The organism is Chryseobacterium ginsenosidimutans (assembly GCF_039536845.1).
GTDB lineage: Bacteria > Bacteroidota > Bacteroidia > Flavobacteriales > Weeksellaceae > Chryseobacterium > Chryseobacterium ginsenosidimutans_B.
In genome coordinates, this window is the sequence record NZ_BAAAZJ010000011.1 from 613047 (window position 1) to 637586 (window position 24540).

At 33.8% G+C, this 24540-nt stretch carries 22 protein-coding genes; 5 read left to right on the forward strand and 17 right to left on the reverse strand.

Annotation, left to right across the window (positions count from 1 at the left end):
- Window positions 1–166 precede the first annotated feature (166 nt).
- From ABD745_RS19190 to DarG, 12 genes are all read right to left on the reverse strand, one after another.
- Window positions 167–1228 carry a beta-ketoacyl synthase N-terminal-like domain-containing protein gene (locus tag ABD745_RS19190; RefSeq protein ID WP_344833923.1) on the reverse strand — a complete coding sequence of 354 codons (1062 nt, stop codon included), beginning with the start codon at window positions 1226–1228 and terminating at the stop codon, window positions 167–169.
- The gene (locus ABD745_RS19195) at window positions 1225–2424 is read right to left on the reverse strand and encodes a beta-ketoacyl-[acyl-carrier-protein] synthase family protein (protein ID WP_344833926.1); all 1200 of its coding nucleotides are present in this window, start codon (window positions 2422–2424) and stop codon (window positions 1225–1227) included. The genes ABD745_RS19190 and ABD745_RS19195 overlap by 4 nt, the downstream gene beginning before the upstream one ends.
- Window positions 2425–2503: 79 nt before the next feature.
- Window positions 2504–2761, reverse strand: a complete 258-nt coding sequence (locus ABD745_RS19200; protein WP_312090512.1) for a phosphopantetheine-binding protein — start codon at window positions 2759–2761, stop codon at window positions 2504–2506.
- A gap of 105 nt (window positions 2762–2866) precedes the next feature.
- Window positions 2867–3406, reverse strand: coding sequence for a 3-oxoacyl-ACP synthase (locus ABD745_RS19205; protein WP_344833933.1), 540 nt, complete (start codon window positions 3404–3406; stop codon window positions 2867–2869).
- Window positions 3407–3415: 9 nt separating this feature from the next.
- Window positions 3416–3703, reverse strand: coding sequence for a type II toxin-antitoxin system RelE/ParE family toxin (locus tag ABD745_RS19210; RefSeq protein WP_344833935.1), 288 nt, complete (start codon window positions 3701–3703; stop codon window positions 3416–3418).
- Window positions 3700–3936 (reverse strand): hypothetical protein, encoded by a 237-nt coding sequence (locus ABD745_RS19215; RefSeq protein WP_047398614.1) that lies wholly within the window; start codon window positions 3934–3936, stop codon window positions 3700–3702. The genes ABD745_RS19210 and ABD745_RS19215 overlap by 4 nt, the downstream gene beginning before the upstream one ends.
- A gap of 40 nt (window positions 3937–3976) precedes the next feature.
- Entirely contained in the window at window positions 3977–5146 is a 1170-nt protein-coding gene (locus ABD745_RS19220; RefSeq protein WP_344833937.1) for a beta-ketoacyl synthase N-terminal-like domain-containing protein, read from the reverse strand.
- Window positions 5146–5574, reverse strand: a complete 429-nt coding sequence (locus tag ABD745_RS19225) for an acyl-CoA thioesterase (protein WP_344833940.1) — start codon at window positions 5572–5574, stop codon at window positions 5146–5148. The genes ABD745_RS19220 and ABD745_RS19225 overlap by 1 nt, the downstream gene beginning before the upstream one ends.
- The gene (locus ABD745_RS19230; protein ID WP_344833942.1) at window positions 5564–6832 is read right to left on the reverse strand and encodes an ABC transporter permease; all 1269 of its coding nucleotides are present in this window, start codon (window positions 6830–6832) and stop codon (window positions 5564–5566) included. The genes ABD745_RS19225 and ABD745_RS19230 overlap by 11 nt, the downstream gene beginning before the upstream one ends.
- On the reverse strand, window positions 6819–7574 hold the full coding sequence (locus tag ABD745_RS19235) for an ABC transporter ATP-binding protein (protein ID WP_344833945.1): 756 nt from the start codon (window positions 7572–7574) through the stop codon (window positions 6819–6821). Before ABD745_RS19235 ends, ABD745_RS19230 begins: the two co-directional genes overlap by 14 nt.
- Window positions 7574–8569: a BtrH-related acyltransferase DarH gene (gene darH, locus ABD745_RS19240; protein WP_344833947.1), complete on the reverse strand. Its 996-nt coding sequence runs from the start codon at window positions 8567–8569 to the stop codon at window positions 7574–7576. The genes ABD745_RS19235 and darH overlap by 1 nt, the downstream gene beginning before the upstream one ends.
- 36 nt (window positions 8570–8605) lie before the next feature.
- Window positions 8606–9010, reverse strand: coding sequence for a flexirubin biosynthesis protein DarG (DarG, locus tag ABD745_RS19245; RefSeq protein ID WP_344833950.1), 405 nt, complete (start codon window positions 9008–9010; stop codon window positions 8606–8608).
- Window positions 9011–9397: 387 nt separating this feature from the next.
- On the opposite strand from DarG, the gene ABD745_RS19250 reads away from it, so the two are divergent.
- Window positions 9398–10210: a peptidoglycan-binding protein gene (locus ABD745_RS19250; protein WP_344833953.1), complete on the forward strand. Its 813-nt coding sequence runs from the start codon at window positions 9398–9400 to the stop codon at window positions 10208–10210.
- Between the two features lie 72 nt (window positions 10211–10282).
- Here the strand turns inward: ABD745_RS19250 and ABD745_RS19255 are convergent, their stop codons facing one another.
- The 5 genes from ABD745_RS19255 to ABD745_RS19275 form a co-directional block, all read right to left on the reverse strand.
- Window positions 10283–10726 carry a hotdog family protein gene (locus tag ABD745_RS19255; RefSeq protein WP_344833955.1) on the reverse strand — a complete coding sequence of 148 codons (444 nt, stop codon included), beginning with the start codon at window positions 10724–10726 and terminating at the stop codon, window positions 10283–10285.
- 134 nt (window positions 10727–10860) lie between these two features.
- On the reverse strand, window positions 10861–11292 hold the full coding sequence (locus ABD745_RS19260) for a hotdog family protein (RefSeq protein WP_344833958.1): 432 nt from the start codon (window positions 11290–11292) through the stop codon (window positions 10861–10863).
- Window positions 11292–12431, reverse strand: coding sequence for a dialkylresorcinol biosynthesis protein DarB (gene darB, locus ABD745_RS19265; protein WP_047398599.1), 1140 nt, complete (start codon window positions 12429–12431; stop codon window positions 11292–11294). The genes ABD745_RS19260 and darB overlap by 1 nt, the downstream gene beginning before the upstream one ends.
- A gap of 1 nt (window position 12432) precedes the next feature.
- Window positions 12433–13347: a dialkylrecorsinol condensing enzyme DarA gene (locus ABD745_RS19270; protein ID WP_344833960.1), complete on the reverse strand. Its 915-nt coding sequence runs from the start codon at window positions 13345–13347 to the stop codon at window positions 12433–12435.
- Between the two features lie 42 nt (window positions 13348–13389).
- Complete coding sequence (locus ABD745_RS19275) at window positions 13390–17043, reverse strand: MMPL family transporter (protein WP_344833963.1); 3654 nt, start codon at window positions 17041–17043, stop codon at window positions 13390–13392.
- A 265-nt stretch (window positions 17044–17308) separates the two neighbouring features.
- Between ABD745_RS19275 and ABD745_RS19280 the strand changes: the two genes are divergently transcribed.
- The 4 genes from ABD745_RS19280 (at window position 17309) to ABD745_RS19295 (ending at window position 24516) form a co-directional block, all read left to right on the forward strand.
- The gene (locus ABD745_RS19280; RefSeq protein ID WP_344833966.1) at window positions 17309–18238 is read left to right on the forward strand and encodes a hypothetical protein; all 930 of its coding nucleotides are present in this window, start codon (window positions 17309–17311) and stop codon (window positions 18236–18238) included.
- A gap of 3 nt (window positions 18239–18241) precedes the next feature.
- Complete coding sequence (locus ABD745_RS19285) at window positions 18242–19381, forward strand: EpsG family protein (RefSeq protein WP_344833969.1); 1140 nt, start codon at window positions 18242–18244, stop codon at window positions 19379–19381.
- Window positions 19382–19699: 318 nt separating this feature from the next.
- Window positions 19700–23230 (forward strand): T9SS type A sorting domain-containing protein, encoded by a 3531-nt coding sequence (locus tag ABD745_RS19290; protein WP_344833971.1) that lies wholly within the window; start codon window positions 19700–19702, stop codon window positions 23228–23230.
- A 137-nt stretch (window positions 23231–23367) separates the two neighbouring features.
- Complete coding sequence (locus ABD745_RS19295; RefSeq protein WP_344833974.1) at window positions 23368–24516, forward strand: hypothetical protein; 1149 nt, start codon at window positions 23368–23370, stop codon at window positions 24514–24516.
- The last annotated feature ends 24 nt before the right edge of the window (window positions 24517–24540 follow it).

Below are 24540 nucleotides of genomic sequence, written 5' to 3' on the forward strand. Positions count from 1 at the left end.
GTTTTTGAATTTTTTGGTTTAAATATTCTATTTTTTTAAGCGGCATGTTTGTCATTCTGTAAGAATCTCGGTGTAAATTTTAACGTTGCTTAGATTCCACGCTACACTTCATTTCGCTCTGAATGACCAAAAAGACTGATTATCTTGCGTAAAAAAACTCAACAAACTAAGCTCTCTCTAATAAAACCAAACTAGGATCACTCCCTCCAAGATGATTATAAAGCAGAACATTTTTAATTTCCTCCTTCTTCATAGAATTAATCATCATCACTTCCGGAATCTCCTGATTTTTAAGAATATGGCAAGCCATAAACGTTGAAAAACCACTTGCAGTATTGAATTCTCCACTCAAATGTTTGTAATACAACAAAGCTGAATCTGGAAATAAATCCATCGATTTTTTATAATAAGAATCAGATTCTTTGTCTCCGCTAAATCCTAAAATTACAGCATCAATTTCATCATTTTTCAAATTATTTTTAACTAAAAAATCTTCAATAAATTGTTGAGTTTCTTCTAAATCTAATCGGTTACTGATCTGAATATCTTTTAATTGAGCATAAGAACTTTCCGTTTTATCTTTTCCTAAAACAAAGAAACTTGCTCCTTCTCCCCAAATTACTCCATCAGTTGTTGAGGTCAGATAATCAACGGGAAAATTTTCTTCTTTTTTAATGGTTTTGTTTAATTTGTACAATTCCATTGTTCTGTCGGTTTGCTCGTCTGTTGAACCTACCAAAACATTTTCCGCTTCGCCGTCATTGATCTGTAATTTTGCATCCAAAAACGAAAATTCCAGCGACGAAGAAGTGTTCACATACGTGAAATTATAAGCGTGACATTGCAAACCTAAAGCGATTTGCCCTGCAACAGTATTGTGTGTCGATTGAATAAAAAAAGTCGGAGTCAAAAACTCTTCATTATTATCCAAAACATTTTTTAAGAACTTTTCAGAATCCTGTGAACAACCCATTCCTGTTCCGACAATAATGGCGTCAGGATTTTCAATTCCGGCTTCTTGTAGAGCATATTTCGAAGCGACAGAACTCATTTTTACTGTTTTAGACATTCTCCTGATCATTGCAGGAGGAATAAATTCTTTGTAAGCCGGTTCGATAGCTTTTAAAACCTGAGTGGAATTTTCAGGTTTAAGATTTTCGAAGAAATTTTCATTTAAAGTGTCCTGAACTGAAATACAGGCTGCACTGTTGATGTAAACCGCACTCATGATTTCGAGAAAATTAAAGTTGAACAATTTCCTCCAAAGCCAAATGAATTAGAAAGAACGTGGTTGATATTTTTCTCCTTTAATTCAGTAACCGGTGTCAAATCAAATTCTTCCATCTTATTTTTAAAATTCAAATTAGGAAAAATGATATTATTTTGAATGGCTAACAACGAATAAACTGCTTCAATTCCTGCTGCTGCAGCCAAAGTATGACCTGTAAAAGCTTTCGTAGAACTGAATTCCGGAACATTGTTCTCACCAAAAATTCGGATCATTGCAATTCCTTCTGATAAATCATTATTTGGAGTTGCAGTCCCGTGAACGTTGATGTAATCAATATTTTCTTTATTTAAGCCTGAAATTTTTAACGCTTTTTCCATTGCTAAAAATGCACCTTGTCCATTTTCCGAAGAAGCGGTTTGGTGATGGGCATCGTTTGCATTTCCGTATCCTGAAAGATAACCCAAAACTTTTTTATTTTCTTTTTTCACGACTTCATCAGATTCCAAAACAATAAAAGCTGCTGCTTCACCAAGATTCAGACCTTTTCTGTCGTTATCGAAAGGTGTATTGTATGAATCCGTCAAAATCATCAGCGTATTAAATCCATTCAAGGTAAATTTTGAAAGAGAATCAGTTCCGCCAACAATTACACGGTCTAAAACTCCATTTTTAATCAGTTTTGCACCCATCATAATCGCATTGGCCGCAGATGAACAAGCTGTACTGATGGTTGAAACCATCCCTTTCAAGCCAAGATAGTCTGCAATGAGTAATGATGAATTTCCCGCATCGTGTGAGTCTATATATTTTTGCTTTTCAGGAAAGTCTTCGTAGGTGTAGAAATATTTTTCGGTGATATCCATTCCGCCAACACTGGTTGAGGAAATAAGACCTGTTTTATATTCATTAATGTCAGAAATTCCGGCACTTTCTACGGCTTCTTTTGCAGCAACCATGCCTAATAAAGCAGTTCTTGTTGCATTATTATCTTCATTCAGCTGAAGTTTCTGCACCAATTCTTCATTAGATAATTTTATCTCACCTGTTTTGATATTTCCGGTGTGACGGGTTTCAAACAATTGGATATCTGAAATTCCGTGTTTTCCGGTTGTCAGCGAAATAAAATTTTCCTCTACATTGTTTCCAATGGAGGAAATGATTCCCATTCCTGTTATGGCAATTTTTTGACTCATTTTTACAAAATGTAACAATGTATCAATGTAACAGTTTACCAATTGCTAGACTGTTACATTGATACATTGGTATATTAATTTATTTTGTTCTGTTTTCTTCAATGAATTTCGCCATTGTATCGATAGAAGAAAAAATTTCCTTTCCTTTTTTCGGATCGGCTAATTTTATTCCGTATTCTTTATCAAGAAGAACGATCAATTCAAGAGCGTCGATAGAATCCAGTCCAAGACCTCCTCCGAATAACGGATCTGTATCTTTGATTTCTTCTACTGCAACGTCTTCAAGGTTAAGGACTTCAATGATTTTGTGTTTTAATTCTTCTTTTAAGTTTTCCATAAATAAATTTCATTTATAATGTACCAATGTAGAAGTTTAACAATGTAATAATAATTATAGATTATTTTAAATATTGATAAACCGGTACATCTTTATATTGTTAAATTACATAGTCAGCAAATATACAAAAGCTTTATAACTTTCCTGATAGAGTTCTACCCAGCCACACAAGACTTTATCAGCCTTGCCTGACTGTAAAATCTGTTCTGAGTAATCGTTTAAAAATTTTTCATCAAATTCATCTAAAACGAAAAAAGCATTCTCTGTCTGCATTTTGTGTCTGATACTAATCTCACCGACACAAATATTTGGTAATGTATAAACAAAAACAGCAGGACTCGGAAAATAATTTCCTTGAGAATTGATGCTTTCCTGATATTTGAAATCGGTGTCTAAACTTGATGATTTATTAGCAAAAACTAATGCTGTTCTACTATGATCTTCATCTTTTAAAATCATTTCAGAAGCTAGAAAAGCAAGCTTACTTAAGTTATCCATCTTATGAAATTTAGGATAACTCAGTTCTAAACTTTTATAGGCTTCTTTCGCAAAATCTGAAAAGTTTTCGGTCGGGGTTTCAAAAACAATTTCGTTATTGAGTATTATTTTTGAGTTTTTTATGGTGCAAATGTCTGTTTTCTTCATTAATAAATTTTAAGGCTTTTTCTCTGGATTTTGGTGAGTATTGAAAACAGCAAAAACAATAATATTATTTTCTATAATTTGATAAATGATTACGTAAGGGAACTTTTGAATGTATGCCTTCCGTAAGTTTCTTTTTTTTAAAGGAAAATGCAATGGATTATTTTGAATTCTGAAAAAATAAGATTCAACCTTTTGTGCAAATTTTTCTCCAAGTCCGGTTTGCTGACTTTCGTACCATGATGCGGCTTCTAGCAAATCGGCTTCAGCATTTGGAGATAAAGAAAATTGATAAATCATAATTTTTTCATCAATCTTTCTTTTACTTCCTCCCAGCTGGATGTTTTTACTTCTCCTTTCAGATATTTTTCACGCTCTTCTTCGATTCGGTCATAGACATAATCTGGAACAGCTGGATAATTATCCTCCTGTTCTTCAGCATCAATAATTCCTTTGAAAATACGTAGAATTCTCTCATCCGCAATATCAATGAATTCATGAATTTTTTTTCTGATTTCTAAAGTAGATTCCATTTTCTAAAACTTTATATCTATCAAAATTACAAAATTAATTTTATGCTTTTTCCAAAACAATTGCCGCATTACACCCACCAAAACCTGAAGCTGTTTTCAAAATATATTTGATTTCCGCAGGTTGGTTTTCTTTTATAATGTTCAAAGACTGGGAAGTTCCCGTCTCTTTAAAGTTTTTAGATGGAATTAATATATTCTTCAATGCACTTTCCATTGAAATAATGCTTTCCAATAAACCCGATGCTCCCAAACAATGTCCGTAATAACCTTTCATACTGTTTAAAGGAACGTTTTGTAACTCCATTCTGTTAAAAGCGATGGCTTCCATTTCGTCGTTATATATTGTTGCCGTTCCGTGTGCAGAAATAAAATCGATTTTCTCTGCAGGAATATTTGCTTCTGTCATTGCAGTGTTAATGCTTGCAAACAATCCATCTCCTGTTCTTGAAGGACCGGAAATATGATTCGCATCGTTGATGGCTGAATCTCCTAAAATTTTGAAACGAAATTTTTCGTTTGAGATTGCTTCGTCACCTCGTTCCTCGCAATGACCTGTGATATAAACTGCTGCAGTTGCTTCACCAATATTAATTCCGTCACGGTTTTTATCGTAAGGTTTACAGATTTCTGTTCCGATTGCCTGAAAAGAATTGAAGCCTGAAATTACAAACTCCGAAATTTCGTCTCCGGCAATCACAAAAGCATCTTTATATTTTCCTGCCTGAATCATATTTTTCGCAACAGCAATTGCCATCACTCCGGAAACACAGGCATTAGAAACAACAATTGGTTTCGTTTTAAATCCAAAAAAAGCAGCAATTTTTTGAGCTAAGCTTGAAAGATAAACGCCTTCCGGTAAAGTAGTTTGATTTTTTAATAAACTGATATTTCCTTTTGTTGTAGATAAAATGAAAGCAGTTTCTTCTGAAATATGATGTCTTTCAACCAAAGGTTTTAAGCTTAACAAAAACATTTTTTCAAGTCTTGTGAAATTTGCATTGTCGTTTTGAGCTAAGTCGAAGAATCTATTAAACTCTTCTTCCAATTTTTCAGAATCAATCATGGACGCATAAAAAGCTTCCTGATTTTCTATGATTTCGTGTAAAGCTACGCCGGATTTTCCTTCTAAAAGGGCATTCCAATTCGAAGAAACATCAAAACCTAAAGGTGTGACGCAGTTGTAATCTGTGATGTAAATTTCCTTCTTCATTATAATCCCATTTTATCTTTCCAAGCCTGAAAAAACTCGGGATTGTATAAACATAAATTATTTTCGGAATCCAAGAAAACCTGAATCGTTTCTCCAGAACAGACCAATTTATTTTCTTCGTTAAAAAGCTCGTATCTGTAAATTAATTTCGCCGAAGTTGAATTCACGAAAGTTGTTACAATATTGAATGTTTCGCCATATTTTAAAGGAAGAAAATGCTCACAAGTACTTTTTACAATGGGAGTTACATATCCAGCTTTTTGAATGTCAAGATACGTTAATCCATGTTCACGCCCGAAAGCTTCTCTGCCATCCTCAAAATACACGATGTAATGTCCATGCCAGACAATTCCCAATGGGTCTGTCTCATTGAATCTTACGCGGACTTTTTCGGTACAGGTTAATATAATTTCTTCTTTAGACTGCATTCTGTTTTCTTTCGTAAATTAATGAAATACCTACCATCGCAAGATAAAATAAAAATAAGAAAGTAAGCTCTTTTGCAATTCCGCTGATCCCACTGTTTCTTAAAATGATGTCGTAATAAGCATTTAATCCCCAATTCATTGGAGAGAATTTGGCAATGGTCTGCATAAATTCAGGCATTAAAAATACAGGAACCCAGATTCCTCCGACAGCTGCTAAAACCACAACCGAAGTCGCTCCAAACGGCGCCGACTGTTCCTGAGTGTCAGCAATTGTTCCTAATAAAACTCCGAAGCCAATTGCGGCCAATCCTGAAAATAAGGTTACAACAATAAGCTGGAACATTTTTCCTGTGACATCAAATTGTGGTAAATCCATGTAAGGGAAAAGGTAGACTCCTACCGCAACCATTAACAGAAACTGGATGATACAAATGATAAGATAGGTGAATGTTTTTCCTAAAATGTGTATAAAATAAGGAGTCGGGCTGATTCTTGCTCTTACGCTCGTTCCCTGACTTTTTTCTTTAACTAAATTAATAGATAATGGCACGACAATAAAGAAAATCGCAAACAATGCCCAAGCCGGAACATTGTGCTGAACGGAATTTGGCATTACGTCCATTTTTCCTTTTTTAGGAGTGATTTCTTTAAAGCTGATTAGGTTTTTATTTTCTTCAAGATTTTCGGTTGTTCCCAGTTGATCCTGGAAAGCTTTGTAAATTTTTTTATTTTCGATTTCAAAAACCATTTTATTTACGGCATTGATCACATTGTTTTTGAAACCAACATTGGTTGCAGGATCAAAATAAAGGTGAATATCTTTTGCTTTTATGGCTTTTAACTGAGTTTTATCTGAATTTTCTTCCAAACCAAACGAACTTACAATCGTCTGAACTTTAGAATCAATATTTGAATTTAAATCTTTCGTTAAATTCGCAGGAATTACGATTGCCATCTGATAATCTCCGCCAAAAACGGCTTCTTGGGCAGATTTTTCAGTATAATTGGTCAAAAGCTCGAAAGTTTTGCTGCTTTCCAGTTCGTGTTTTATATTTTTTGAAATCTCAGATTTATCATTATCAATGAAAATAATAGGAATTTTTGAACCTTCCAGATTTTTGAAAGTAGAATCCTGAATCAATGTAATCGTGATAATTAATAATAAAGGCATCACGAAAATAATGACGATTCCTCCGATATCTCTTTTCAGTAAAAGGATTTCCTTAACGAAACTTCTCCACAATTTATACAACAACATCTCTTAATTCTTTTCCGGTTAATGAAATAAAAACATCTTCTAAATTCTCTGCACTCGCAACTCTATTTACTAATTCTTCAGGCGTTCCGACAGCATGGATTTTTCCATGATCAATGATGGCAATTTTTGTGCAAAATTCTTCTGCTTCAGAAAGGTGATGAGAAGTGTAAATGATGCATGTTCCTTTTTTATTTAAATCCAAAAGATAATCAATAATTGCTTTTTTAGACTGCACATCAACGCCCACAGTCGGTTCGTCCAAGAATAAAATCTTAGGATTATGAAGGGTTCCTGCGATAAGGTTGCAACGGCGCTTCATACCTCCTGAGAATTGTTCAACTTTTTTATCAGCGAATTTTGACAGCCCCATAATTTCTAAAGATTCATCGATAGCGTTTCTTAATTTTTTATGGCTTAAACCGTACAGGCTTCCGAAGAACATTAAGTTTTCTTTAGCTGTTAAAGTTGGGTAAAGTGCATATTCCTGTGGAACGATTCCGATGATTTGTCTTAATTTATAGCCATCTTTTTGAGGAGATAGTCCGTTGATCTTAAAGGATCCTGAAGTAGGCTTTATCAATCCGGAAAGCATGGAAATTAATGTTGTTTTTCCTGCTCCGTTTGGTCCTAAAATTCCGTAAATTTCGTTTTTTTCAATATTCAACGAGATATCATTTACAGAAAAATCATCTGCATTTTTATATTTTTTATACAGGTTTTTTATTTCAATGATGTTCTCCATTAAATTGCTTTTCTCAGTTTTTTATAGAAAGCTTCTTCCAGGTCTGCAATATGAAGCATTGTTTTGGAAAGCTGGTTGTAAATATCGCTTTTTGAATTTCTGTTTTTGTAAACCCTCGCAATATCCACAGCAAAATCTCTCCAAAGGTCACCGATTGTTGTGATTTCCTTTGAAAGTTCTTTCAACTCGTCATTATTAAGAATTACTGCAGCTTCCTGCAAAAATGCCCCATAAATAAATCTAAAACCGCCACCGCCGGTTCCGATTTCTTCCTGCATTCTGATTAATTGCCCAAGATAATGATTGGTCGTTTTTGTTCCTTTTTTTGCAGCCCATTTCGGGATACTTCTTGCTACCCATCTCATGGCTTTAACACCAATAATCGGAACAGGAGCTAACATGTTTTTACAGGTGTCTTTAATTCCTTTTTTGATGGCTTCTTCCAGATTTACATTTTCAGGAATGTAGATGGGGTAGTACATATGACCTTTCGGCGGAAGTGCACCTTTTGCATATCTTACTTTTTCCAGTTCGGCTTCGGTAAGAGTTGTTGTATAATCCATTACGGGATCACTGATGAGGAATTTCCCGTCTTCTTTTCCGTAAACGACTAAATTGTGAGCGTTGAAGTGGAACTTGTATTCTTCAGGGAAGTAAGTAAGGTTGAAAACTCCGACCTGTAAGCCTGTCGGTATATTTTGATCTAAATTTCGTTCTAAAGCTTTTTGGGCTTCTGCAGGATTTGAAAATTTTTCTCTTTTAATTTTAATTCCCAGCCTTTTTGCTGCTTTGCTGAAAATCGCTCCAGGCATTGGTCTGTAACTGAAACCGGGTGCGAAATTTACTTTTAAAAAAGGTAAATACACGAAAAATAAACCGGAACCGATTCCGAAAATCATGGGTTCGCTGAGTTTCAACCCTTTGTTGAGTAATAAATTGGAGGCAACACCGTTTTCGCAATGTGCTGTTTGGTGATGTTCAAAATTGAGTTCCATTCTAGCTTTTATCTTTTATCAGGAAATTAAAATGTTTTATTTTCCGTTGAAATTTTTTAATTCATCCACTGAAATTCCGAAAGCATCGGCGTATTTTTTCAGTACGGATTCGCTTAGTGTTTTAAATATTTTCGGTTTTGCATGCCTTTTTACACGCCATTGCCACATTCCGACGTAGGCTGCAAGAACCTGTAAATCCATTTTATTTAATTCCATGAAATATATAATAGGACTTACAATATTGTTGGCGACGTTTTGTTTTGCTTCTTCGATTCTTTCGTTAATTAAAGCCAAAGATTCATCCAAGGCAGCTTTTTTAATATCCCAGCCGATACTGTTCGCTGTGGTATAATTATTATTCTCATCAGTCACATACAGGACTTCAGTCATGTTTGCGGACTTTAGATTGCTTTCATCTTGAGGAAGGTCTTGTTTTTTCACCCGAAATAATTCTGTTAAATTATTGCTTAAATCAATTGGCTAAGATAATAAAAATGCAGGACATGGTATAATGACGATTTCAGGGCGTTTTTAATCTAAAATTAAACTTTAAGGAGTTAAAATATTGATAATAAAAGATATTTGAAGAATATTAATAATAATATATCAAAGCTTGGTTTAAGGATCTTAAATGTTTTACCGTGAAAACCTCAGGTATAAAATACCACAAAATGGTTATTTCTTTGAGGCACGAAAAGGTGTAGATTTATAATTATTAACGATATGAAAATATTTTTATATTCAATATTCAGATTGATAGTGAGAGTATTACATTCTGAACGTGGAATATTAAATTATCTAAACGAATAACCATTAAATACTCATGTTATGATTAAAAAACATTTTCAAAAAGAGATTGAAATTTCCGGAACACAATCCAGAACCGGAGCTAATGTTTCAAAAGAAGTTTCAAAAATTCAGAGCTGGCTCAATCTGTATGCTTTTTCAAATCCGAATTTAGGGATAACAACTAATATAGACGGTGATTTTGGTCCCGCTACTGAAAAAGCAGTAAAAAACTATCAGGCTGCAAAAGGGCATACTGCTAATGGTGTTGTAACTAAGCAACTGTTTGAAGAAATGTCTAATGTGATGAAAGTTGCTTTTACACAGCCAATCCCAGGTTCAGGATTAAGAGAATTGGTTGTAAATGCTGCCAAAATGCACCTAAATGCTGCTCCAAGAGAACTTGTGATAAAAGGGCAAAGCAACAGCGGTCCATGGGTAAGAGCTTATATGGATGGGAATGAAGGAAAAGACTGGCTTTGGTGTATGGGATTTGTACAGACTGTATTGGATCAGGCGACCAGCCAGATAGGGCAGCAGTTTACAGATATTGTTAAAAGAAGTTTTAGCTGTGATACTGTTGCAATTTATGCTAAACAAAAGAATAATTTTATAAGCTACAGTTCTGTGAGAAAAACTCCTTCTCTTGTAAAACCCGGTGATATATTTCTTTTACAAAGCAATAAAAACAGCAACGACTGGATTCATACAGGTCTTATTCTTGGTGTAAATGATGAAGTTTTTGAGACGATCGAAGGAAATACCAATGCAGATGGCAGTGAGAATGGTTATGGTGTGCTGAGAAGATCAAGAAATTTTATGAAAAGTAAATTGGATATCATCAGAATAGTATAATCTGACGAATAATTTTTGCTAAAAACAAAAACCAACCTCATCAAAGGTTGGTTTTATATTTTATATTGTTCTCTAAGACTTTACTTCCTGGATAAACAAGTTGATTTCTGCCCGGATTAATAATTCATCATTATTAAAAGTTTCGCAAAAGATATTGCAGATGTTTTCAAACTGAGAAATCAGTGATGCTTTCGAAATGATCTTGTCGCCAACTTTCGGTAAAGCAAAAACTTCAATTTTTTTGATATTGGTAATAAAACCAATCACTTTTGTATCTGTTGCAGGATTTTCGAAGAAACTTTGTCCGAGAATTGATGAACAGGTTTGAGCTAAATTTTCGATCAATCCAGCTTCCACAAACTCATTATTGTGAACAAAAACATTGTCTTCTAAAATTTCGAAGGAAGTCACAACTTTTTCTTTGGTCAGTTCCAGAATATAATCTGCCATTAACATCGGTTCGCGATGAGGCAAGAAGTTGTGAATGTTGATAATATTTTCTTCCTTGATTTCCATTACATTATCTATTGTTTCCGAATTTATTTTAACGCAAAGTTCGCAAAGTTTTTTTGAAAAGTTAAACGTTTTTAAGTTCACAAAGGCGTTTCACTTAGCAAAGAGCATAAATTTCAATTCAAATATTTAATAATTTACATTACAACAGTTTTCATTTGAGATTTTGCAATAACCTCATCGTTGATTTTTGTCACGATATCGACCAAAGTCACGCCCATCATTTCATTAATAATGGAAACTTCTGAAGTTAAGTGATCTCCTAATTTTGGTAATTTTGTTGTCTCGAATGTTTTGATGGCACCAATATAACCTGTCGGAGCTTCTTTTCCTAACAAATAGAACTTATAGCCGGTGTGTAAAGCCACACTTTGGGCCTGATGTTCTACCAAACCGGAAGCCTGAAAAATGCCGTTCTGAACAAAAATATTTTCCTCTTTTATTTCAAATCCTGAAACCAGTTGAGTTTCGGAATAATCTGCAATGCTGTTTACCATTACAAAAGGAAATCGCTGTGGAATTAAACTTTCCACAAAATTCTGATCAGATGTAGGTAATTTGTTTTCCATTAGCAAACCGTTAATAAAGCACAAGAATAGGCGAATCTTCCACTTTCAGGAACACAAAGAAGCAGTTTTTCTCCTTTTTTCAGCTTTCCTGAATTCATTAATTCTTCCAAAGCCACAAAAATAGAACCTGCACCGATATTTCCGATGTCTGAAAGATTATAGAACCATTTTTCCCAAGGGAAATCCAATCCTACGTTGGCAAATTCTTCTTTTAAACCTTCTTTAAAGTAACCTGAAGAAATATGTGCTAAAACGTGGTCAATAGATTCAGGGTCTAAATTATGTTTATCAAAAGATGATCTTAAACTTTCGGCACCTTTTACCAGAATATACTTATCTAAGATTTTCGTATCTTGTTTTATCGCAAAAATAGACTGCTTCAGCCACTCATCAGACGGGTAATCTGCCCAAGATTTCAGGCTTCCGTCTTCCTGTTTTTCGCAGCCTGCATACATACAAGCTTCAATCTCATGAGCGTAAGAATAGAAGTCTATCCATTCTACTTTTAGATTGGTTTGGTTTTCTCTTGGTTTGTTTTCCAGTAAGAAAGCTCCGGCTCCGTCAGAAAGCATCCATCTCAAAAACTCTCTTTTGAAAGCAATGATCGGTCTTTCTTCGAGCAAAATTAAATTTTCAGCTTCGTGATTGAATTTATCTGCCGTCATCCAAGCGGACATTCTCTCAGAACCTGCACAGACAGCAGCGTCCTGAACTCCGGCTTTGATGGAAAGGAATCCGTAGTTCAGGGCGTTCATTCCCGAATTACAAAGTCCTGTAGCGGTATTAATTTCAATAGATTTTCCGATGTTTAGCTCACCATGAACCATTGAAGCGTGTGATGGCTGGATCTGATCCGGAGAAGTTGTTCCTACAGACAATAATTTCATGTCCTCTTTTTTGAAATTTTCATCAAAAAGTCCCTCAATTGCCTTTGCCGTTAATTGTGCATTGGTGTGAGTAGGGTTTCCTTCTTTATCTAAAGCATAATATCTTGTTGTGATCTTGTTATTTCTTAAAATAATTCCTTTTGCCTTAGATTTTGCGCCATTTATATAACCAAGATACGTTTCCATTTCATCATTTGAAACCGGCTCATTGGGTAAGTATTTTGATGCTTTTGTTATAAATACGTCGTACATTCTATTTTAAATTAATTCCTTGTAAATATTCTCTTTGTCTTTTTCTTTTAAACCAAAAAATTGGTGTTGTCAATAGGTGCAGAACCAACACGATTGGCGAAATAACCCATATCGCAGCCATCAAATATACCTTAAAGAATTTGATCAGCAATGGTCGCTTCTCTTTTTTCTTGATAATGAGGTTAGACCAAATAGTGAAGATTTTGTTTCCTACTTTCTCTACTCTTACCAAAAATGCCCTGATTTCCACGGCTCCGTTTTTTACCAAATCCGGCTGAAGTGTATCTAAATCATTATTTTTTAAATGCCTTTCGATTATTTCTCCATATTTTCCGGCACCATTAATTTCTTCGTCCGAAACTCCGGCTGCAGGAAGTAGCCCTGATTTTGCTTTTTGTCCGCCTACCATCCAGCGAACCACCGTTAATACACTTGTATAGTTATCATGCCTGTCTACCAATGCAATGTTCCCAACAAGTATGGCTTTCATGTCTTTTAAATATACCTTCAGTTTTTCCTGAGAAAACATCCACATATTTCTTGTTCCGGAAATGGTAACAACAGGAGTGTCTTTCAGGATCTGTTCTGCATACCCGCTTTTCAGAAATGAAATGATCGGAATAGACGGTGTTAGATACCAAACCTGATATCCGAAAATAATAAGGTCGTATTTTTTATTTAATACTTCTTCCGATGGCGGAAGAATTTCACTCGGAATCTGCAGGTAAGACTCCGGAAATGCATTGAAAAATACATCACTCGACCACGGAAAAGGGAAATCCTTTTTCATTTGGATATTGTAATAAGTCACGTTGTACTCATCCTTTTTTGCTTCAAAAGGTTGGGCAACGTTCTTTACAATATCCGTCAGCTGACCGGTTTGCGAATAGTATATAACGAGTATATTTTTTTGCATTAGTTTTTTTTATCGGTTACAAAAATATGCTTTTCATATTTATTATTTAGCTTTGAATACTTTTAATGATTCAGAACTAAACGCTAATGTATAATTGATATTCTCGAAAGAATTGTTTTTTATATTCACAAAAATGACTGTTTCAGGCAATTCTGTAACGTCATTCATATTGAAATTTTCATCGGAAACCAAAAGTATATCAATTTTTTTATTGATTTCTGTGGTATCTTTTATATAATTTATTTTCCTTCTTTTTACTAAATAAGTCTGTTCGGCAGTTTCTCTTCTTTCATCATTTTTAATTAAAGTAAAAATCCTTCTGCCTGCTTGCTGAAGTGTCAATACAATATCTTTCTGTCCGAAATCATTGGCAAAGTGTAAAATATTGGCATCTTTCGGAATATGTTTGTTCAGTTCAAAGTAAATGGATTTGTTGGTGTTGAAATCTTGCTTTACTTCTTTTACAACTTCATTATCTTTATATAAATAGCTTAAAAATAGCTTTTTCTTAAAATAATTTTCATCTTCAAGTTCGCCTCTCAGTTTTGCAAACTCACTTCTGAAGTAGGAATTGATTATTTTAGTTCTTTCGGAATAATTTTTTCCGAAATTCAAATCATCTTTGTCAATTCTTTCGCCAACTTTTATCGTAATTGCTCCGTCGTAGATAATAAAATCACCTTTCGGAAGCACTTCCGAATTCCCGTGAATATAAACAGGAACAACATCCAATCCGAATTGTTCTGCAATATAAAAAGCACCTTTATGAAATCTTTTCACATCATTGGTATAAGAACGTTCCGCTTCCGGAAATACCATTAAGGAATAACCCTGATCGATTTTTTCCTTTAATTTATCTATTCCGTTTTCAATACCTTGAGAAACGGGGAAAAAGCCAAGTGCTTTTACCAATTTCCCAAAAACCGGAGAATCATAAACCCAGTCATTAACTAAGTAAACAATTTTATGGGTTGCCATCGCCAACGCCAAAGTATCCAAAAACGAAGTGTGGTTGGCAATAATCACGGAAGGTTTGCTGAAATCTTCATTGGGATTTTTAATGACCGTTTTCTTTACAAATGGTGTAAGATGCAAAACGGATTTTAAAAATAAGGCAATTGCTTTTTTGATGTTGTCTAATGTTTTTCCTTTTGCTTTTTTTACGAAGAAATGCCCAAAGAAAGAAAAGAAAAGTCCACCCAATCCGTAATATAAAAATGACAAAACAGAACGGACAAACAGTCTGAACGTAATCGGGGACAGTCCTTTTTTTGCCCTGTTTGTAATCAATAATCTAAACCAGAAAGGATATAATGTTGAGGTAATGATGATTACAGAGAACATTCCGATCAACGCAACCAAAGCTAATGAATGTAAAGCAGGATGTTTTGCAAATATCAAAGATCCGATAGATAAAATGGTTGTGAAAACCGCCAAAATAATGGAAGTTCTATATGTAGGAAGTTCATTTTTCCCTGTCGTGTGTTCCTTTTGCATGGCTTGAGTAAGGAAAATACTGAAATCGTCTCCAACCCCAAAAACCAACGTACAGACAACCGTACTGAAAATATTTAATTCCAACCCCAAGAAATAGAGAATTCCTGCGGTTACAATTCCTGTTAAAACAATTGGGAACATGGTAAGAATTGTCAATTCGAAGTTTCTGAAGAAAACAATGATCGTTAAAACAATTGCCAGAAGAGAATAATTAATCAAAGTGTTAAAATCTCTTTTCAATAAGCCTAAAAAGTTTTCATTCATCTGTTGACGGTCGATTGCTAAAGCGTCATGTTTCTTTTCAACATCTTTGATGAAAGCGTCTCTTTTCTTTTCATCCACTTTTACAACATTTGAAACTGTGTAAAACCCATTTTCCTGGCTCAAAAATTCGGAAATCTGTAGTGCTTTTACTTTTTCGTAGTCTTTTAGGGTTAAAGTAGAATAGCTTTTATTTAAATTTTCATTAAACTGATCGAATGCGGAACTATTAAAGCCAAATTTGTTTCCGTTATTGATTAATTCAGAAATTGTCTGATTCTTTTTATTGTCACTCCAGAATTTTTTCCACTCTTCTATCTTTTTTTGTTGATCTTTTTTAGATAAAACAACATTTCCAAGAGAATTATAACTTAAAATTTTACCAGCTTTCTTTTCTTTTTCTAAAAATTGACTCAATTGAGAGTTTCTTGCTAAAGCCTGTTCTTCAGAATCTCCGTAAGAAATTGTGTAAATAGATTTAGAAGTGATATCTGAAAGTTTTTCCAGTTTTGCTTCACTGATCTTTAAGTCTTTTGGAATGTAATTCAAATCTCCAATGTCTTCATTAAAACCGACATGCCTGAACCCGAAAAGACAGGCAACAATAATGATCGAACAAACAATAATTAAAGGTTTGTTTTTTTCGTAAGGATAAGAACCGATTTTATCAATGAAGTTTGCGTTGACCTCTTTTTCTTTCGATTTTGGTTTATATAACTGAGGAACGATAATCAATGCGGTAATTGAAGACAAAATTACAGTTATCGCTGCAAAAAGACCAAGATCTTTCAATGCTTCCGAACGTACAAAAACCAGACACAGAAAAGAAACCGCTGTTGTTGCACTACTTAAAATAATAGGTTGCGTGATTTCCTTGTAAAGTTCTTCAATATTGTTGTTGTGTTTATAATGAGTCAAAATATGCAAGGCATAATCAATCGTAATTCCTATCAAAATTGCTCCGACACTTAATGAAATGGCTGAAATTTTATCTTTGATAAAGTATAAAATCAACAAAGCCAACAAAACTGAGAAAACAGTCGGGAGAAAAACAATAATCGGTGTAAAGAAATTCCTGAAATAATAAATCAGCAAAATCAAAAGCACCGTCATAGAAATCATGACCGTATTTTGAATGTCTTTTTTGATCTGTTGCGCATTGGCAACTGCAATTACCGGAGAACCGAAATAACTGACTTCTGTTTTCCCTTTGAATTGTTTGTTGAGGTTATCTTTTATTGTATTTAATTGATTGACAAATGTTTCGTTGTTTTTGGTGTCGTTACTTTTGTTTTTGGGTTCGATAAAAAGTAAGAGGTTTTTTCCGTCTTTGGTAACGATGTAGTTGTCTTCCAGCTTAAAATCTTTACTGATATTTAAGGTATTCAGTTTTTTTATGCCTAAAAAAGTAATTCCCAGCGGATCTTTTTTGATGAATTCTTTCGTTACCAAACTCGTCGGAGAAACCAGAGAAACGTAATTATTTTCGACTTGCTTTGCAATACTGTCTTTCTGCAGCTTCCTTTCAATTTCCTTATAATCGTTTTCATTCAGGAACAGAGGAAGGTTTTGATTCACAAAATCAAATGTTTCCGAAATTTCATTGTCATTTACTTTCCCCTGAATTGTACCAATGTATTTTTGGAGCGGTTCAATTTTATTTAAAAAAGTATCTGCCGTTTCAGAAAGCTGAAAATTATCTTCTTTGGATTTGTTTTCAATAATGACAATGATCTTATCTGAAAAATTAAGCTGTTTCAGAACTTTTGCCGTAAGGTCAGATTTTTCATTTTTTGGAATGATCTGATTGATATCCTCTTCAAAATTAATTTTTGAAGCAAAAAAACCACACAAAACGGCTATTCCAACTGCAAAAAATACAGAAAGAAGTTTGTTTTTAGAGATCAGATAATATAAATATATAAAGAACCGATGCATTACATTGTGAAATCAAGTTTGCAAATTTAAATTTTTCATTATTAGTTCAAAATGTTTTAACAATAAGTTTTACCTGAAAATCAATAAAATATTTAGCCGAAATGAAAAAAAAATCTACTTTTGCAAAAGTTCCCAATTGATGAAACGCGTTTTAAAACAAAAATTAACTAAGCAATAAGACTTAGATTTTGATATGTTTAAAATATTTGATGAAAAAATTAACGGATTTTTATTTGTAATAATTCTCCCTTTCCTGCTTTTTTTTATGTCCTATTACGGATTTGAGACCTCTTATGTGGTCGGAATCAAATCCTGGGAAAAAGCACCGGATTTTATGTTCTCCTCGGTTTACGCTTATCGTGTCATCCCGAATTTTCTGAGTGTACATGTAACAGACACGGTAACTTTTATCGTGGATAATTATTTGCCGTTCGCAAAGAGTTTTCTTCTGAAGCAAGGTTCATTATTTTACCACAGTACTTTTCTTACCAATGTTTTCTTTTTTATTCTGACTTCGGTTGTTTTAAATAAAATTTTAAAATTAAAACCAGTAGAACTTCTTTTAAATCAGAATGTAAGAAGAATGGTTCATCTGATTGCGATATTTTTTATTGTGATCTTACAGTATGTTCCTACAAATTGTGATTTGATTGCGGTGTTTTTTTATATCTGGGGTGTTTTTTTTACCTTACAATATCTACAAAACAGAAAACCAACAGACCTGATTGTTTTGAGTATTATTATTTTTATCTCAACATTTATAAGAGAAACTGCTTGCCTGAATATTGCTTTCTTCGCAGCTCTTTTCATTGATTTCGAGAATTTAAAGAAAAGAAATTTTGCTTTTGTGAAAGAATTGGTGGTTTTAATTATTGCTTTTATTTTACCGTATATTGGTTTGAGAATGATAATTCATCAGGATGCTTCTTTCGTTGAAGGCGTCTATTTGATTAAAAATTTTACAAGCCCTTATAACCTGATGGGACTTTTGTTTGGAATACTAAGTATTTATTTCAGTTACAAATTTTCTGATGAGGTCGGGAAAATGATGATTAAAAAATATCTGTTTTTCTCTTCACCTTATCTTATAATGATTACTTTAGTGGGGCTTTTTTGGGAAACAAGATTGTTTATGCCTTTGATTCTTACGGGAGTTGTGATGGCATCTTATCAGTTTAAAAAACATTATATCTAAGGAATGCATTTATTACACCCATATTATATCATTGCCATTATTTATATGATGATTTTCAGTTATCAGGAAGTTTTTCATGGTAAGGTTGAAAAAAAGTGGCTTTGGGCTTTAGGAGTATATTTTATAGTTATTGCAGGGCTTCGTGATCAGGTAGGTCCGGATTACGGAAGCTACCGGGGTATCTATGTTTATTCTGATACTAAAGATTATATATCAATTATCATGAAAGCGTTCGGAATGAACGGGCCGCAACCGATGGAAGTCGAATGGCTGTATGTTTTTATCAATAAAATTTTACTGAATATTTTCAATGCACCATTTTATATACTGACTTTTGTAATTGCTATTCTGGCGATATATTTCAAGGTAGAATATACGAATGATAATACTTTTTATCCGTTTACCTTTATGCTTTTTATGTTTATTCCGGGATTTTTTATTGGAGAAAGTGGGCAGATCAGGCAGAATTTAGGTTCATTTATCGCATATTTTGGGATAAGGTTTATCAAAGAGCGGAAACTCTGGGCATATCTTATTTGTATTTATCTCGCAGCAGGTGTTCACACGGTTTGTTATGTGTTTTTACCGATGTACTGGCTGGTAAGAATTCCTCTGAATAAATTTGTCATGCTGAGTTTGATCATAATTTCGGTGTTTTTATCACCGTTTGAAGTATATCGTGTATTTGGTAATCTACTTACAAGTATTGCGTCAGACAACACCCTTGCGGTAGGGTTCAATGGATATATGGATGAGACTGTAGAGAGATTGAACGGGGCAATCGGAATTCCGGAAGTAATGATGGCGATTCTCACATTTTTCCTCTTTACTTTCGATACAAAGATGAAAGAAAAATTTCCTTACTACGAATATCATCGGGTCTATGTTGTCATTGGGATCTGTTTTTATTTTATTTTCAGAAACAATCCTATTTTCGCATCCAGATTGGCGGGAGCGTTCATCGGGTTTGCTTATATTATTATTCCTAATGCGATGTATGTAGTTTCTTCAAACTCCAAAAAAGCAATTTATTCTTTTATTATTGCATTAACGATTTTTAATTTTGTAGTATTCTCAAGCTTCAAGAATATTATTGGAGGAAGGTTTACTTGGGAGCTTTATAATAATCATATTTTACCCTAAAATAAAGTTAAGAAAAGCTAAAAAAAAGACAATGTTGAATAAACATTGTCTTTTTTTATTCTATTATTTATGCCATCTATATAATTTTCTATTATTAAAATTAATTCAAAATGAGCATACTCATAAAAATTTTCTTAAAAAATACTGTATTTTCGCAATTCCTAAGTTTGAAATGAAAATTGCGTATATATAATTTAATAATTTTATTATTTCTGTATATTAATTTTATTATTATTTGGTTATTTATAAAATAAATTGATTTTTTTTAACAAGGGTTTAAATGTTGTATTTCTTACATAACAGCACAAAATTAAGGATATGAAAAAGTCAGTTAAAAATTTAGCGGCAATACTGTATTGCCTGGTCTCGCATGGAATCTACGCTAAAGAAGGTTTGGAAATCAAGAAGTTTGATCGTTTTGAAATATCAAAAAATGTATATTTTAAAAGTTCGGATTCCTTAATCAAATCTTTGGTAAGTTTAGATAGAAAACACAATAGTGATGGAAATACCACAAAATCCATTGTTTTAAACGACATTCCGACTTTAAATAATTCATCCAAAGTGGCTCTCCCGGACTGGACAAAGGCTCCTAATAGCTTTATATTCGATCCCAGTCAAAACAGTGATGGTCTTTTTATTCCTGTAAAGAAAGCTTATTTTATGTGGGGACAGGATAAATACATAGGAGGATTTACTATTCCGAACGGAAAAATTACGGCTGATGTTTTATGGGAAGACGTTCCTGGATTGATAAAATCCGGAGCTGGTTATGCTTTGGAGGTTTTGGATTCCGGACAGAATGCAAAGATCAAAGTTCCTGTAAATAAAGCGAAAAAAGGAAATGCAGTAATTGCTTTCAGGGTAGACGGAGAAATTTACTGGTCATGGCATGTTTGGGTAACAGATGATCCTTCCAACGGATCGAAATATAAAAGTTATCCGAATGTAAATAGACAGAGAACAGACGGGACAGTTGAGGCAATTCCCGATACAGACTGGGGCTGGATGGATAGAAATCTTGGAGCGGTAAGCAATTCTCTTACAGCAAACGAATGGAGCCGAAACGGAGGTCTTCTTTATCAGTGGGGAAGAAAAGATCCTATTCCGCCACTGGTTTACAAAGGAAATGATTTTTATGAAGTTACCGGATCTATCGGAAGAATAAGACATCGTGGAGCAAAAAACTTCACCGGAGCAACGAATTTTGATAACTTAAGAAAGTTTGTCCTGCTTTCTAATGCTACTGTTATTAATAATATAAGACTTTCGGTAAAAAATCCGATGAGTCTGATGTATGTAAATAAAGATGATAATTCAGGAATTGCTTATTACAATAATAATGCGAATCTTATGGTTAATTGGTTTGGTAAAATGCCTGGAGTAAATGATAACCAATTACCGGAGCTTAATCTTTGGTCTGATAATTCTCAGGGAAGAATTGATACAAATTACAATGCTGATGATGCAGCCCGACCTTACAGAAATAAATCTCCTTATGATCCTTGTCCCAACGGTTGGAGAGTACCGTCTGCTTTAGTGGCAAATTTAGCTTCCTCAACGTATGTAGATGATATCAGAGTAGATTATTCGCCTTTCGGAGTAAGAACCAATATGGCTAAAAATGTTTTTGAGGCTAACAATTATCACAAAATAAAACCTACAGATTCAGGAGTTCCGGGGTTCATGACAAATTTTAAGCTTTATCCCAATGTTGGATTTGATTTATCCAATGCAGGAGGTCTTAATATGGGAGTTTTCCCCGGAACCGGAGCCATTGTTTTTAATGCTCACCAAGGTCAATATACGGATCAGCATCAGACAACCTTATGGACGGCAACAATGGCGAGACATTTTGATACAACTCCAGCTGTTGGCGCAAGAACTTTATTTATGATTCCGGACAAAATACAGCAGGATGTTCCGGATTCTAATTTTCCGAATGTTCAGGGAAGATACTGGTATTTTCCTTTGGGAAGTAATTCTACAACAGATGCGGCAGGTTGCAGATGTATCAAAGATCCTTTATATGTGGTGAATGATTACGATTTTCCAACGGAATATCTGATTCCTGAAACAGAATACCGTGAAGGTCTTAATAATCCGAATACTTATCAGGTTGTAAAAAATACTGCAGCTTTTACTGTAGACATTCCGGTTAGTAAGGCGTTTTCTGTGCAAAGCCAGCTTTTAAACAATAAGGATATTTTAAATTCCGTTAATTTTAATAATCTTAAAGCTAATATTCTTTGGACAACGAATACAAATTTAATAAATAATGCAACGGTTGTTAATCCGTCACCAAGTTCTTTAGGAGCAATTTCATCTTCAAAAATTTCAGTAACAATCAATCCTAATCAAAGTGGAAATGCTGTAATTACTCTACATAACGGAAGTATTTCAAATCCTGTTTACTGGTCTTGGCATATTTGGGTAACGGATACTGCAGTTGGTTCTTACAGCTATACAACAGAATTACCGATGACTGCAGCAACGAATTATGTGAACTATGTACCAAAAGCAGATAATGTTTTTCAGACAGAGTTTATGGATAGAAACTTGGGAGCAACAGATGCGTTTCCGGTTGTTGCGAATCCACTTACACCAACTGCTGCAGAATTAGCAAAAATTAAAGCTTCCACAGGGATGCATTATCAATGGGGAAGAAAAGATCCGATTCCGGTTTTCCAATATGCGGATGACAGAGCGTCTTATTCTATTTATTTAGGCTCTCTTACAGCAAGTGGAACGACAACTTATACAACGCTTCCTTATGCTGCTTATAATGATTTGGCAGGAAATTATATTGTGCCTTACAATACTTATACAAATGCTGCAAACGCAAATGTTTCAGCGACAGATAAAGTTTCGGATAAGATTGCAAAAGTTTTGTCTTATTCTGTGAAAAATCCTTTGGTATATATGATTCCTAGTACATTTGCAGCATATAACAGTGCAAATCCTCTGTATACTAACGGAACAGACTGGTTGGCAAATGAACCGAATTTAGCACCTGACAGATGGGGAAGAGGTGGCAAAAAATCACCTTTCGATCCATGTCCTGAAGGTTGGAGAATACCGGATCTGACGGGAGTGTCGATTGTTTCCGGACAGGATTTTGGTTTGACGCCTTGGTATAAAAAAGATAAAAATGCAGCAACTTCATACAGTGTTATTAATGATTATTTAGGTCAGAGAGTAAGAAGAAGTGCTTCTGCGAGTTATACAATCGGCTATATTTACAATGATCCTTCTTACAAAGTCGGGAACTATCCGAATTCAGGTTCGAGAGGTTTCAGAAGTGTAACAACGAATCAGCCAGCAACAGGTACTTTTAATACAATTAATTATCAGTACCCAGGAGTTTGGACAGCTGCGTTGAACACGAATTACATCGGAAGACCAATTAACATCTTGTTTGATGCCGCTTCTACAGCCAACCGTATGATTGCTTTTCATGATAATAATGATCCTTATTTCGGGATGAGCTGTCGTTGTGCAAAAATAAAATATGATGCCAATGGAAATGAAGAAGGCGTAATTCCGAGACTTCCGATTACTTCTTTGCCAATAGCAAAACCTGCAGAAATTTTGGCCGCAAAAGATGTTCAGGATGTTGTAAAGGAAGATAAAATTTCATTTTTCCCAAATCCTGTGAAAGATGAATTGCATATTCAGGCGAGAGATAATAAAGACGGTTATTATTATCAGGTTTACAATATGTCTGGTCAGCTTGTGAAATCAGGCAAATTTGAAAATGGAAAAACCAATCTTTCTTCCTTGATTTCCGGAGCATATTTAGTAAGAATTAATGATTCTAAAGAAATTGTAAAAATTATCAAGGAATAATTGAGATTTAATAAATAGCTAAAGAGAAATAAAGCGGCAATTAAGTTAAAATCATTATTTTTGAACCCTGAAAATGATGAATACAAACTGAAAACTGTTTTGTTTCTCTTTTTTTTCAAATATTTTTAAAACACATTATGAAGTTAGACAAGGTTGTACAATACTTTAATATTAAAGTTTTTATTTATTTTCTTATTGCAGTGACGGCTGTTTATACGCTTATATTTACCTATTATTACAATCTTAAAGACGACGGATATATTCTTGCTGACTGGCTGATTAACTATCAGGACGGCGGTTTCAAAAGGAGAGGTTTGTCGGGAAGTTTCTTTTTTCTTCTGCAGGATATTACGCATATCAGACTTAATTATTTAGTATATTTTTTCCAGTTTATAATTATTTCAGGATTCTTTTGGCTTTATACAAAACTGATTTGTTATAAAGTTACAGATCTGTTGTATTTGTCACTTTTATTGTCTTCAATTGGATTTGTGGGACTTTTAAACACAGTGACTTATGTGGGTAAAAAAGAATTTATTGTTTTTCTCTTATTTACTTGGTTTGTCTATCTTTTGGATCATGATAAGCTCTCAAAAAATAAAGAATATATTTTCTGTATTGCATTATTTGTGACAACTTTTTTACACGAAGTGGTTTTATTTTATGTTCCTTATTTTGCTATTGCCTTGTATTTAAAAGAAGGAAAATTTGAGTTTAAAAGGTATATTAAATATTTCCTGTCAGTTGGGATTCCCACACTTTTGATTTTAAAATTTGGGAAAAACATCAATGAAGGAATGTCGCTTCAAATCCTTTGTAACAGAGGAGTTCATCCTACATACGGAATCTTCTATTGGAATATCAATGAAAGAGATTATATTAAAGGACATATCAATGAATACCTTTTGTACTTTATAAGTCTTGCTTTTAGTATTTTTCATTTAGGGTATTATTTAAAGTATCTAAATAACAGAAAGGTATTATCTATTTTATTAATTGGTGCATTTTTATTCTCTTTTCCCTTGTTTTATCTGGCAATTGATTGGGGAAGATGGATGTATATTCACATGATGCTGATCATCGTACTTTTTGCTCTATTATTGAAGAAAAGCAAGTCTGCATACGCGTTTGAGCCGATTGTTATCAACAGGAAATTCTACATTACATTGTTCATTATTATTTTCTCATTAATTTATAGGGTAGAGATGTCCGGAAAGGGCTTTACCTTCGAAGGAATTCTGTACAGAGTCTTCGTTGCACCCCTAGAATTATTAAATAAAATGTAATTCCAAAACCTATCTAATAAAAAA

Coding starts and splice junctions, on each gene's coding strand:
- ABD745_RS19275 (WP_344833963.1), bottom strand. CDS start 17,043: ATGCATCGGTTCTTTATATATTTATATTATCTGATCTCTAAAAACAAA.
- ABD745_RS19280 (WP_344833966.1), top strand. CDS start 17,309: ATGTCCTATTACGGATTTGAGACCTCTTATGTGGTCGGAATCAAATCC.
- ABD745_RS19290 (WP_344833971.1), top strand. CDS start 19,700: ATGAAAAAGTCAGTTAAAAATTTAGCGGCAATACTGTATTGCCTGGTC.
- ABD745_RS19250 (WP_344833953.1), top strand. CDS start 9,398: ATGATTAAAAAACATTTTCAAAAAGAGATTGAAATTTCCGGAACACAA.
- ABD745_RS19230 (WP_344833942.1), bottom strand. CDS start 6,832: ATGTTGTTGTATAAATTGTGGAGAAGTTTCGTTAAGGAAATCCTTTTA.
- ABD745_RS19190 (WP_344833923.1), bottom strand. CDS start 1,228: ATGAGTGCGGTTTACATCAACAGTGCAGCCTGTATTTCAGTTCAGGAC.
- ABD745_RS19270 (WP_344833960.1), bottom strand. CDS start 13,347: ATGCAAAAAAATATACTCGTTATATACTATTCGCAAACCGGTCAGCTG.
- ABD745_RS19255 (WP_344833955.1), bottom strand. CDS start 10,726: ATGGAAATCAAGGAAGAAAATATTATCAACATTCACAACTTCTTGCCT.
- ABD745_RS19210 (WP_344833935.1), bottom strand. CDS start 3,703: ATGATTTATCAATTTTCTTTATCTCCAAATGCTGAAGCCGATTTGCTA.
- ABD745_RS19295 (WP_344833974.1), top strand. CDS start 23,368: ATGAAGTTAGACAAGGTTGTACAATACTTTAATATTAAAGTTTTTATT.
- ABD745_RS19225 (WP_344833940.1), bottom strand. CDS start 5,574: ATGCAGTCTAAAGAAGAAATTATATTAACCTGTACCGAAAAAGTCCGC.
- darB (WP_047398599.1), bottom strand. CDS start 12,431: ATGTACGACGTATTTATAACAAAAGCATCAAAATACTTACCCAATGAG.
- ABD745_RS19215 (WP_047398614.1), bottom strand. CDS start 3,936: ATGGAATCTACTTTAGAAATCAGAAAAAAAATTCATGAATTCATTGAT.
- ABD745_RS19260 (WP_344833958.1), bottom strand. CDS start 11,292: ATGGAAAACAAATTACCTACATCTGATCAGAATTTTGTGGAAAGTTTA.
- ABD745_RS19235 (WP_344833945.1), bottom strand. CDS start 7,574: ATGGAGAACATCATTGAAATAAAAAACCTGTATAAAAAATATAAAAAT.
- ABD745_RS19220 (WP_344833937.1), bottom strand. CDS start 5,146: ATGAAGAAGGAAATTTACATCACAGATTACAACTGCGTCACACCTTTA.
- ABD745_RS19285 (WP_344833969.1), top strand. CDS start 18,242: ATGCATTTATTACACCCATATTATATCATTGCCATTATTTATATGATG.
- ABD745_RS19205 (WP_344833933.1), bottom strand. CDS start 3,406: ATGAAGAAAACAGACATTTGCACCATAAAAAACTCAAAAATAATACTC.
- darH (WP_344833947.1), bottom strand. CDS start 8,569: ATGGAACTCAATTTTGAACATCACCAAACAGCACATTGCGAAAACGGT.
- ABD745_RS19195 (WP_344833926.1), bottom strand. CDS start 2,424: ATGAGTCAAAAAATTGCCATAACAGGAATGGGAATCATTTCCTCCATT.
- ABD745_RS19200 (WP_312090512.1), bottom strand. CDS start 2,761: ATGGAAAACTTAAAAGAAGAATTAAAACACAAAATCATTGAAGTCCTT.